An 11,253-nucleotide genomic window follows, 5' to 3' on the forward strand; every position below is an offset into this window, starting at 1 on the left:
GTGATCACCGACGACGGATGTGAACTGTGGACCTCGGCGACCGGCCGGGGCGAGCCGATCCTGTGCTGCCACGGCGGTCCCGGCCTGTGGGACATGTTCGGCACCCTCGACCTCGGTCCGCGATTGCGGTTGATCCGATGGGATCAGCGCGGTGCCGGGCGTTCGGAAGCACGCGGCCCGTACACACTCGAACGGATGGTCGCCGACGTCGACGCCGTCCGGGAGTGGCATGTCCTGGATCGCGTCCCGGTCCTCGGGCATTCGTGGGGTGCGCACCTCGCCCTTCTGTACGCGCTCGCACACCCGGAACGAGTGAGCGCGCTCGTTTACGTGTCGGGGGTCGGCCTCGGGCACGAATGGCACGCGGAGTTCAAGCGGAACTTCGAGCGGGTGCTGGGGGAGGAGCTCCGCGGGGAAGGCCGCGAACGCGCGGTACGGCAATGGACCGCCGATTTCGTGACCGACGGCGAGCGCCACGCCGAAGCGATGGCGACGCCTTGGTTTCCGGTCAACTACGAGGCGAACGCGGCGCTGAGCGAGGAGATGCGGACGGTGCCGGAGGCGGAACTCGTCGCGGCCTGCCGGTCGCTGCGGGTGCCGACGCTGATCGTGGACGGGATGGCGGACACCCGGCCACGGTGGGCCGTCGACTCGCTGGAGCAGGCGTTGCCTTCGGTGACCCGGGTGCGGTTCGACGGGGTCGGGCACGTGCCTTGGCTTGAGGCGCCTGGGGAGTTCAGGGCCGCCGTGACCGATTTCCTCGCGGCCTCGTGAGTGGCAAGGACGGTCCTAACCGAGGGTGTCTTGGCTGCCTATCGGCTTCCGGCTGTCGTCAGTCCCACGCTTCGGTTCGTGAGGTGTCGCGAAAGCCACTTTCGCAAGCTTCAACGTTGCGAAAGTGGCTTTCGCAACCCCAGTCAAGGCCGGCACCCAGCGGTCGTGCGTGGACGACACGGGTGATCAGATGGACGACTCCTGGCCCAACCGTCCTTGCCACTCACGAGGCGCGGGCACTCCACGACCTGGTCAGGCCTTGGTGATCGGCTGCTGCAGCTCGGTGACCCACTGGTCCCCGTCGTCCGGGCATTCGAGGTAGAACTCCCGCGCCGGGCCGTTCGCGCGGTAGCCGTGCGCGTCGACCCATTTCGCCAGCGCCTGGTAGCTGGAAAGCACGGTCTCCATCGAACCGCGGTGCAGGATCGTCGCCGCGGTCTCGACTTCGGCGAGGCGGACGGTCGAGAAGCCTTCGGTGCCGTCGGTTTCGGCCGAGATCGGGACGGCGGCGTGGATCAGCACCCGTTCGCCGTCGGGGTCGTCTTCGTAGTAGGCGATGAGCGGCCCGGACGGCGTGATCGGGCCGAGCGCGCCGAACAGTTGCTTGTAGAGCCCTTGCACGACGGGCCCGATCTCCTCGTTCACGTATCCGTCCGCCGTCCCGGTGAGCTCGGCGACGCGCACCGCGGGCAGACTTTTGACGACGACGTCTTCGGAAGGCATGGTTCCCTCGTTTTCGATCGACCGGAGCCTCGCTTCGACGGCCTTGAGCCGCGCCTCGTCGGCCGCGATGGCCGCTTCGAGTTCGGCACGCCGCAGCCGCAGCATTCCGCGCAACTCGTCGACGCCGATCTCCGCGTCGAGGATCTCCTGCACCTGGGTGAGCGTGAAGCCGAGGTCCTTGAGCGCGATCACCCGGTTGAGCCTGGCCAGCTGCTCGCCGGTGTAGGACCGGTAGCCGCTGAACGGGTCGACGTGGGCGGGCCGCAGCAGCCCGATGGCGTCGTAGTGACGCAGCATCCGGACCGACACCCGGCCGTGCTTGGCGAAGTCTCCGATACCGAACATGGTCCTCCCACCAGACAGCCTGACACGGTGTCACAGTCAACGGTCACCGCACGAGCCGGAAGAACGAACGCACCTCCTCCGTGAAGACGCCCGGATGCTCGAACGCCCCGAAGTGGCCGCCCCGCTCCGGTTCGTTCCAGTACCGGATGTCGGTGAACCGGCGCTCGGTCCACCGGCGGGACGGACGCGGGATCTCGCGCGGGAAGACCGAACACCCCGTCGGCACGGTGATCGTGTCCACAGTGGATTCGGAGAACCAGGCCGACACCTCGGCGAAACTCTCCCAGTACAGGCGGGCGGACGAGGCGCCGGTGCCGGTCAGCCAGTACAGCGTGATGTCGTCGAGCATCGCGTCCCGGCTCAGCGCGTTCTCCGGCTGGCCGTCGCAATCGGTCCACGCCTGGAACTTCTCGACGATCCACGCGCACAACGCGACCGGCGAGTCGGCCAGGGCGTAGCCGATCGTCTGTGGCCTCGTCGCCTGCTGGATCGCGTAACCCGAACCGTCCGCCTTGGCGACTTCGAGGTCGTCGAGCGATTTCCGTTCCGACTCGGTCAGTTCGCCGAACGTCGCCGGATCCGGCGCGGCCAGCGGCGGGGAGAGGTGGATTCCCGCCAGCCGCTCGGGCGCCTTCCGCCCCATGAGTGTGGTGATGCTGGTGCCCCAATCGCCGCCCTGGGCGCCGAAGCGCTCGTAGCCCAGGCCGTCCATGAGGTGGATCCACGCGTCGGCGATGCGCTGGATCGACCAGCCGGCGCGGGCGGGTTTGTCGCTGAAGCCGTACCCGGGCAGCGACGGGACGACGACGTGGAAGGCGTCCGCCGCGTCCCCGCCGTGGGCGACCGGATCGGTGAGCGGGCCGAGCACGTCGAGGAACTCGAAGACCGAACCCGGCCAGCCATGGGTGAGGATCAGCGGCAGCGCGCCGGGATGCGGGGAGCGGACGTGCAGGTAGTGGATGCCGAGCCCGTCGATCTCGGCTCGGAACTGGGGGAACGCGTTGAGCCTGGACTCCGCGGCTCGCCAGTCGTACGTATCGGCCCAGTACGAGCACAATTCGCGCAGGTAAGCGGCGGGAACGCCTTGTGACCAGTCGTCGACGGTCTCCTCCTCGGGCCAGCGGGCGCGACGGAGCCGGTCGCGGAGGTCTTCGAGATCGGCCTCCGGGATCCGGGCTCGGAAGGGCGTGGTGTCCATGACGGCCGACGCTAACGAGGGGGTCCGACAATTCGTGGACTTCCGGCGGGACGAGTGCTATAACCAAACTACATACTGTATACAATCTGCCGTGAGTGGGGTGGGACCCATGCCCGATCCTCGAATTCTGCGAGACCACTACGGCCGCCGGTATCGCGTCGGCGAAAGCGACGTGGACCTGCTCGGCAAGCCGCGGTCGTGGATGTCGTGGCTGAGCTGGACCGCGATGTTCGCCGCCGGGATCCAGCAGTACGGCTTCGGTGTCGTAGCACCGGTCCTGATGGCCACCTACGGATGGACGTTCCCGGAAGTGGTCGTCTCCTTCGCGCTCTGGACGGTGTGCCAGGCGTGCGTGGTGTATCCGGTCGCCAGGCTGCGCGAGCGCGGGATGTTCCCGCCCGCGGTGGCGGTGATCATCGGCGGGGTGCTCTGTTCCACCGGCATGTTCAGCTTGGGGCACGCGAGCACTCTGCTCACGATGTTCATCGGCTACTCGGTGCTCGGCGGAATCGGGACGGGTGTCGTCTACGCGACCTGCGTCGGCACGGTGATGAACTGGTTCCCCGATCGCGTCCCGGCCCGGGTCGGCGCCGTCAGCGGGGCTTTCGCCTATGGGAGCGTGGTTTTCGTGCTGGCCGGGGGTTTCTGGCTGACGGAGGGCACTCGGCGGCCGCTCCTGGACGTCGTCGCGGTGGCCGTGCTGATGATGATCGCGAGCACCGCGGTGCTTCTGCGTGATCCGCCGCCCCGGTGGTGGCCGGAACACCCGGATCCGCGCGTGTGGGCGGCCGACAAGGTGCGCAATCGCGGCGTCGCGGTCAACCGGCCCGCCCTGCGCGAGTACCGGCCGTCGGAGGTGCTCCGGTGCCCGACCGCGGTGGCGATGTACCTCATCGTCGTGCTGGCCGCCGCCGTCCTGCTCTTCGACGTCGCCTATCTCGCGACGTTCGTCGCCGCGCAAGGAGGCGGGCCGGTGCTCGCCGCCGTCGCCCTCGCGGTGCTCGCCGGGGTGACCGGCGCCGGACGGGTCCTGCTCGGCGGGCTGTCCGACCGGCTCGGCCGCCGCCGGATCCTGCGCCTGGCCTTGGCCACGGGCGGGATCGCCCAGTTCGTCCTGCTCTACGCGGGCCACAACGCGGTGGGGCTCGTCGCCGGTGCCGCGTTGGCGGGGCTCGGCAACGGGAGTTGCTACTCGCTGCTGGTGTCCCTGGTCCGCGACTACTTCGGCGAGGAGTCCGCGCTGCAGAACTTCGGGGTGCTGTACTCCGCCAAAGCCGTCGGGGCACTGCTCGGAGTCGGCCTCGCCGCGTTCGTCGTGTCCACCCACGGCTATCTCGGCGCGTTCGCCGTCGCGGGCGCGCTCAGCGTTCTCGGTGCGCTGCTCGGCGGACGGCTTTCCCAGCCGGGACGGCCGAAATCACTGCTGCCGGCGATCCGCTGATGGGCCGGGTGACGAGCAGGCGGCGGGTGGTCCGCGTCGTGGAGGGCGTGCCCGGTGCCCGACCGGACACGCTGACCGTCGAAGAACCGCTGGAGATCCGCGTCGGCGGCAAACCCTTGACGATCACGATGCGCACTCCCGGTCACGACTTCGATCTCGCGGCCGGTTTCCTGGTGGGCGAAGGGGTTTCACGGTCGAGCGACGACATCCGGTCGATCCGCTACTGCGCGGGCGCGACGGCCGACGGGGCCAACACCTACAACGTGCTGGACGTCGTCCTCGCCGACGGCGTCGCCCCTCCCGACGCCTCCTTGGAGCGCAACTTCTACACCACGTCGTCGTGCGGACTCTGTGGCAAGGCGAGCCTCGACGCCGTGCGGACGACCGCGACCTGGCCGGTGGACGGCGATGGTTTGGTGATCTCACCGTCCACAGTGGCCGAACTGCCGGATCGGCTCCGGACCGCGCAACTGGTCTTCGACCGCACCGGCGGGCTCCACGCGGCGGGTCTGTTCAGCGCGGCAGGGGAGCTGCTGTGCCTGCGGGAAGACGTCGGCAGACACAACGCCGTCGACAAGGTGGTCGGCTGGGCGGCACGCCAGGGGAGGCTGCCGCTGTCCGGAACGGTGCTGATGGTCAGCGGACGGGCGTCGTTCGAGCTGGTGCAGAAGGCGGTCATGGCCGGGATTCCGGTGCTGGCGGCGGTTTCCGCGCCGTCGTCGCTGGCCGTGGACCTCGCCGCGGAGATGGGCCTGACGTTGGTGGGGTTCCTGCGGGGCACGTCGATGAACGTCTACAGCCGCGCGGACCGCCTCGGCTTGTCCTGACCTTGTTGTTCAGCTGACGTTGCGAAAGCCACTTTCGCAACCTTCAACGTTGCGAAAGTGGCTTTCGTAACACGTCACATGAGCGAGGCGTAAGTGGCAATGGTCGTTCTAACCCGCTTCATCACTCACGACCCCAGCGCGAGCGCGTGCGAATCAGGTACCGAGAACTACCTTTCCCCCGGGTAACTCTCTCTCAGCAGGAAACTTCGGCGAGCTTCCCCGTCCGCTCGTCGTACACGAACCCGCGTACCGAGGCGGTGTGGAGCAGGAACGGCGACGTCCGCAGCCGCGCGATGCACTGCCGGACGTCCTGGGCGGAGTCGGTGAACGTCTCCGCCGCCCACGGCGGCCGGATCCCCGTGCTCGCCTCGATCTGGCGGGCGAAATCGGTGTCGGTGAACATCCGCATCCCGCAGTCGTGATGGTGGATGAGCACGATCTCGCGGGTGCCGAGCAGACGCTGGCTCACGGTCAAGGACCGGATCGCGTCCTCGGTCACCGCGCCGCCCGCGTTCCGGATGACGTGTGCCTCGCCCTCGCGGAGCCCGAGGAGCCGGTACACGCTGATCCGCGCGTCCATGCAGGCCACGACGGCGATCCGCCGCCGTGGCCGCCTCGTCGCGTCGCCCACGGTTTCCTTGTAGGCTCGCGCGTTCACCAGCAGCGCGTCGATCTCGCTCACCGGAGGAGGGTTTCCCGGACGATCGCCGCGGTCTCGCTCGGCGTGCGGCCGACCTGGATCCCGGCCGCCTCCAGAGCCTTCTTCTTCGCTTCGGCGGTTCCGCCGGTCCCGGACACGATCGCGCCGGCGTGCCCCATCGTCTTGCCCGCCGGCGCGGTGAATCCGGCGATGTAGCCGACGACGGGTTTGCTCACCCTCGCCCGGATGTAGTCGGCGGCCCGCTCCTCGGCGTCTCCACCGATCTCCCCGATGAGCACGATCACGTCGGTCTCGGGGTCCTTTTCGAACGCTTCGACGACGTCGATGTGGGTAGTGCCGATGATCGGGTCACCGCCGATGCCGACGCAGGTCGAAAACCCGTGTTCGCGCAGTTCGTGCATCAGCTGATACGTCAGCGTGCCGGATTTCGAGACCAGCCCGATCCGGCCGGGTTTCGTGATCCCGTCCGGGATGATGCCGGCGTTGGACCGGCCGGGGCTGATCACACCCGGGCAGTTCGGCCCGATCACCCGTGTCGGGCTTCCCTGCGCGTGAGACCAGAAAGCGGCCGCGTCGTGCACCGGAACCCCTTCGGTGATGACGACCGCCATCCCGACTCCGGCGTCGACAGCCTCGATGACGGCGTCCTTCACCGCGGGCGGCGGGACGAAGAGCACCGAGACGTCCGCGCCGGTCGCCGCGACGGCTTCGGCGGTATTGCCGAATACCGGCAAAGCGCGCCCGGAGAGCAGGAAGTCCTGTCCGGCTTTGCGCGGGTTGATCCCGCCGACGACGTTCGTACCCGCGGCCAGCATGCGCGCGGTGTGCTTGCGCCCCTCGGCGCCGGTCATGCCCGCGACCATGACCTTGCTGTGTTCGTCGAGGAAGATCGCCATCTCACGCCTCCGGTTCCGCGGCCGCCGGTTTCGCCGCCGCGGTGGCGGCGTCGTCCATCGTGTCCACCAGGGTCACCAAGGGATGCGCGGCCTCGACGAGGATCCGCCTGCCTTCGGCGACGTTGTTGCCGTCGAGCCGCACCACGAGCGGTTTGGCTGCGCGGTCGCCGAGCAGGGCGAGCGCGCGGACGATCCCGGCGGCGACGGCGTCGCAAGCGGTGATCCCGCCGAAGACGTTGACGAAGACGCTGCGCACCTGTTCGTCGTCCAGGATGACGCCGAGCCCGGCCGCCATGATCTCGGCCGACGCGCCACCGCCGATGTCGAGGAAGTTCGCGGGCCCTCGGGCACCCGCTTCCGCCGCGGCGGCGGCCACGACGTCCAAAGTGGACATCACCAGGCCGGCGCCGTTGCCGATCACGCCGATGTCGCCGTCCAGCTTGACGTAGTTGAGACCGGCCTCGCGCGCCCTGCGTTCGAGCGGGTTCTCGTCCGGCGAATCGACGAACCCGGCGTGGGACGGCTGCCGGAACGCGGCGTTGGCGTCGAGGGTGACCTTCCCGTCGACCGCGACGACCGTCCCGTCCGTGGTCAGCACGAGCGGGTTGACCTCGACGAGCGTGGCGTCTTCCTCGGTGAAGACCGTCCACAGTGCACACACCGCGTCCACGGCCGCCGTGGGCAGCCCGGCGGCTTCGACGATCCGGTTCGCCAGCGCGGTGTCCACACCGGTCAGCGGATCGACGGGGATCCGGGCCAGCGCCCCGGGTTTCGTGGCCGCGACCGTCTCGATGTCCATCCCGCCTTCCGCCGACGCCATCGCGAGGAAGGTCCGGGCCGCGCGGTCGAGCAAGAAGGAGAAGTAGTACTCCTCGGCGATCGCGCCGGCTTCGGTGACGAGCACCTTGTGCACGCGGTGTCCCTTGATGTCCATGCCGAGGATGTCCTCGGCGGCTTGTTCGGCGTCGTCGGGGGAGTGGACGACCTTCACTCCGCCGGCTTTACCGCGCCCGCCGGTCTTCACCTGTGCCTTGACCACGACGGATCCACCCAGTTCGGCGGCGACCGCCCTCGCGGATTCCGGTGTGGTGACGACCTTTCCCCGGGGGACCGGGACGCCGTGCCGCTCGAAGAGATCCCGTGCCTCGTGCTCGAAAAGGTCCACGTGAAGTCCTTTCTCCGCGGAAGAGGACGAGCCCCGGGGGCGGCCGGGAAAACCTGCTTGCGGCCCTGGACACCGGAGCGTTCGAAGAGTAACTATATGCCTACCTCATACGGTATGCAATCTACAGTCGGCCGCGACCAGGGGCTTCGAGCAGGGGCGGGCGGACGGAGCAGATCCGGAAACGAGCGCACGGATCAGAGAGGTCCGGCGTGCGAGAAAGAGGAGTTGAACGATGGCGCCAACGACCGGCACCGCTGCGGGGGACACCGCGACGAAGGCCACCACCAACGGTTCCGAACCCGCCCCGGACCTGATCTCCGGCGGCCACCTGGTGGCCAAGGCGCTCAAGGCGGAGGGCGTCGACACGATCTTCACGTTGTGCGGCGGGCACATCATCGACATCTACGACGGCTGCGTCGACGAGGGCATCGAAGTCATCGACGTCCGGCACGAGCAGGTCGCGGCGCACGCGGCCGACGGTTACGCGCGGATCACCGGCCGCCCCGGCTGCGCGGTCGTCACCGCGGGGCCGGGGACCACGGACGCCGTCACCGGGGTCGCGAACGCTCTGCGCGCGGAGAGCCCCATGCTGCTCATCGGCGGGCAAGGAGCGCTGACGCAGCACAAGATGGGCTCACTGCAGGATCTTCCGCACGTCGACATGATGGCGCCGATCACCAAGTTCTCCGCGACCGTCCCGCATACCGCGCGGGTCGCGGACCTGGTCTCGATGGCGTTCCGTGAGTGCTACCACGGCGCGCCCGGTCCGTCCTTTTTGGAGATTCCCCGGGACGTCCTCGACGCGAAGGTCCCGGTGGACAAGGCACGGATCCCCACCGAGGGCCGGTACCGGGCGTCCACCCGGAACGCCGGCGATCCGGCCGACATCGAGAAACTCGCTGATCTGCTGGTCCACGCGAAGAAGCCGGCCATTCTGCTCGGCAGCCAGGTGTGGACGACCCGAGCCACCGGGCCGGCGACCGAGCTGGTGCGCGGGCTGAACATCCCGGCGTACATGAACGGCGCCGGCCGCGGCACGCTGCCGCCCGGCGATCCGCACCACTTCCAGCTCTCGCGCCGGTACGCCTTCGACAACGCCGACGTGATCGTCATCGTCGGCACGCCGTTCGACTTCCGGATGGGCTACGGCAAACGGCTCTCGCCGGACGCGACCGTCGTGCAGATCGACCTCGACTACCGCACCGTCGGGAAGAACCGGGACGTCGACCTCGGCATCGTCGGCGACGCGGGGCAGGTACTGGCCGCGGTCGCGGAGGCGGCCACAGGGCGGGTCGACAACGGTGCCGTCGCGCGCAAGGTCTGGTTGGAAGAACTCCAGGACGTGGAGGCGAAGGCGAAACAGAAGCGCCTGCCGCTGCGGCATTCCGACGCGAGCCCGATCCACCCGTACCGGCTGGTGCACGAGATCAACGAATTCCTCACCGAGGATTCGCTCTACATCGGCGACGGCGGCGACATCGTGACGTTCTCCGGACAGGTCGTCCAGCCGAAGTCGCCGGGACATTGGATGGACCCCGGGCCACTCGGCACACTCGGCGTCGGGATCCCGTTCGTCCTCGCCGCGAAGCACGCGCGGCCGGAAAAGGAGGTCGTCGCCCTCTTCGGCGACGGCGCGTTCAGCCTGACCGGCTGGGACTTCGAGACCTTGGTGCGCTTCAATCTGCCGTTCGTCGGCATCGTCGGCAACAACTCCTCGATGAACCAGATCCGGTACGGCCAGGCGGCGAAGTACGGCCTCGGCCGGGAACGGGTCGGCAACACACTCGGCGACGTCCCCTACGACGAATTCGCCCGGATGCTCGGCGGGTACGGCGAGGCCGTGCGCGACCCCGCGGACATCGGCCCGGCGCTGCTGCGGGCCCGCGAGTCCGGAAAGCCTTCGCTGATCAACGTTTGGATCGACCCGGACGTGTACGCGCCCGGAACCATGAACCAGACCATGTACAAGTAGCCGGGAGGGATCATCGATGGGAAAGGCGCTCGACGGCGTCCGCGTCCTCGACATGACGCATGTCCAATCAGGACCTTCGTCCACGCAGATCCTGGCCTGGCTCGGCGCGGACGTGATCAAACTGGAGACCCCCGGCCGCGGCGACATCACCCGCGGCCAGCTCCGGGACCTGCCCGGGGTGGACAGCCTCTACTTCACGATGCTCAACGCCAACAAACGCAGCATCACCCTGAACATGAAGAGCGAGCAGGGAAAGCAGGTATTCGACCAGCTCGTGTCCAGTGTGGACGTCCTGGTGGAGAACTTCGGGCCCGGCGTGGTCGACCGGTTCGGCTACCCGTGGGAACGGCTGGCGGAGCTGAACCCGCGGCTGATCTACGCCTCGATCAAGGGCTTCGGGCCCGGCCGGTACGCGGACTTCAAGGCTTACGAGGTCATCGCGCAGGCGATGGGCGGCGCGATGAGCACCACCGGCTTCGAGGACGGCCCGCCTACCGCGACAGGCGCGCAGATCGGGGACTCGGGGACGGGCATCCACCTGGTCGCCGCGATCCTGGCCGCGCTCTACCAGCGGACGAATACCGGCCGCGGGCAGCGGGTCCAGGTCGCGATGCAGGACGCCGTGCTGAACCTCTGCCGGGTCAAGCTCCGCGATCAGCAACGGCTCGCGCACGGCCCGCTCGACGAGTATCCGAACGACGTCTTCGGCGACGAGGTCCCGCGTTCGGGCAACGCGTCCGGTGGTGGTCAGCCTGGCTGGGCGGTGAAATGCGCGCCGGGCGGACCGAACGACTACATCTACGTGATCATCCAGCCGGTCGGCTGGCAGCCGATCACCCGGCTGATCGGCAAACCCGAACTGGCCGAGGATCCGGACTGGGCCACCCCGGAGGCGCGGCTGTCCAAATTGGACAAAGCCTTCGGGATGATCGAGGAGTGGACCGAGAAGCACACCAAATGGGAGGTGATGGAGGCGCTCAACGCCCACAACATCCCCTGCGGTCCGATCCTGTCCACCAGGGAGCTCGCCGAGGACGCCACCTTGGCCGAGCTCGGCTCGGTCGTCGAAGTCGACCACCCCGAACGCGGTGCCTTCAAGACCGTGGGCTGCCCGCTGAAGCTGTCGGATTCGCCGGTCGAGGTCGAACGCTCGCCGCTGCTCGGCGAGCACAACGCCGAGGTCTTCGGCGAACTCGGCTACGGCGCGGACGACCTGGACCGGCTGCGCGCGGCCGGCGTGATCTGAGGAGA

Annotated in this window: 10 protein-coding genes; 5 read left to right on the forward strand and 5 right to left on the reverse strand. The window is 68.7% G+C overall.

Features of this window, described 5'->3' with window-relative positions; all coding sequences use genetic code 11:
• The gene (locus ACSMFO_RS16955; RefSeq protein ID WP_436459459.1) at positions 1 to 774 is read left to right on the forward strand and encodes an alpha/beta fold hydrolase; all 774 of its coding nucleotides are present in this window, start codon (positions 1 to 3) and stop codon (positions 772 to 774) included.
• Between the two features lie 252 nt (positions 775 to 1,026).
• On the opposite strand, the gene ACSMFO_RS16960 is transcribed toward ACSMFO_RS16955, so the two are convergent.
• Together ACSMFO_RS16960 and ACSMFO_RS16965 are read right to left on the reverse strand one after the other, a co-directional pair.
• Positions 1,027 to 1,842 (reverse strand): MerR family transcriptional regulator, encoded by an 816-nt coding sequence (locus ACSMFO_RS16960; RefSeq protein WP_436459461.1) that lies wholly within the window; start codon positions 1,840 to 1,842, stop codon positions 1,027 to 1,029.
• A 43-nt stretch (positions 1,843 to 1,885) separates the two neighbouring features.
• Positions 1,886 to 3,040, reverse strand: a complete 1,155-nt coding sequence (locus tag ACSMFO_RS16965; protein WP_436459462.1) for an epoxide hydrolase family protein — start codon at positions 3,038 to 3,040, stop codon at positions 1,886 to 1,888.
• 109 nt (positions 3,041 to 3,149) lie between these two features.
• Here ACSMFO_RS16965 and ACSMFO_RS16970 point away from each other — a divergent pair, with 109 nt between their 5' ends.
• Positions 3,150 to 4,481, forward strand: coding sequence for an OFA family MFS transporter (locus ACSMFO_RS16970; RefSeq protein WP_436459463.1), 1,332 nt, complete (start codon positions 3,150 to 3,152; stop codon positions 4,479 to 4,481).
• Positions 4,481 to 5,308, forward strand: a complete 828-nt coding sequence (gene fdhD, locus ACSMFO_RS16975; protein ID WP_436459464.1) for a formate dehydrogenase accessory sulfurtransferase FdhD — start codon at positions 4,481 to 4,483, stop codon at positions 5,306 to 5,308. Before ACSMFO_RS16970 ends, fdhD begins: the two co-directional genes overlap by 1 nt.
• Positions 5,309 to 5,501: 193 nt before the next feature.
• Here the strand turns inward: fdhD and ACSMFO_RS16980 are convergent, their stop codons facing one another.
• From ACSMFO_RS16980 to sucC, 3 genes are read right to left on the reverse strand one after another with little or no spacing between them, the layout of a single operon-like run.
• Entirely contained in the window at positions 5,502 to 5,990 is a 489-nt protein-coding gene (locus tag ACSMFO_RS16980; RefSeq protein WP_434088599.1) for a beta-class carbonic anhydrase, read from the reverse strand.
• Positions 5,987 to 6,865: a succinate--CoA ligase subunit alpha gene (sucD, locus tag ACSMFO_RS16985; RefSeq protein ID WP_436459466.1), complete on the reverse strand. Its 879-nt coding sequence runs from the start codon at positions 6,863 to 6,865 to the stop codon at positions 5,987 to 5,989. The genes ACSMFO_RS16980 and sucD overlap by 4 nt, the downstream gene beginning before the upstream one ends.
• Position 6,866: 1 nt before the next feature.
• Entirely contained in the window at positions 6,867 to 8,030 is a 1,164-nt protein-coding gene (gene sucC / locus ACSMFO_RS16990; protein ID WP_436459468.1) for an ADP-forming succinate--CoA ligase subunit beta, read from the reverse strand.
• A 232-nt stretch (positions 8,031 to 8,262) separates the two neighbouring features.
• Between sucC and ACSMFO_RS16995 the strand changes: the two genes are divergently transcribed.
• Positions 8,263 to 10,002: a thiamine pyrophosphate-binding protein gene (locus ACSMFO_RS16995; protein WP_436459470.1), complete on the forward strand. Its 1,740-nt coding sequence runs from the start codon at positions 8,263 to 8,265 to the stop codon at positions 10,000 to 10,002.
• 16 nt (positions 10,003 to 10,018) lie between these two features.
• Positions 10,019 to 11,248, forward strand: a complete 1,230-nt coding sequence (gene frc, locus ACSMFO_RS17000; protein ID WP_378417157.1) for a formyl-CoA transferase — start codon at positions 10,019 to 10,021, stop codon at positions 11,246 to 11,248.
• The last annotated feature ends 5 nt before the right edge of the window (positions 11,249 to 11,253 follow it).

Source organism: Amycolatopsis sp. w19, assembly GCF_051373225.1.
GTDB classification, from domain to species: Bacteria; Actinomycetota; Actinomycetes; order Mycobacteriales; family Pseudonocardiaceae; genus Amycolatopsis; species Amycolatopsis japonica.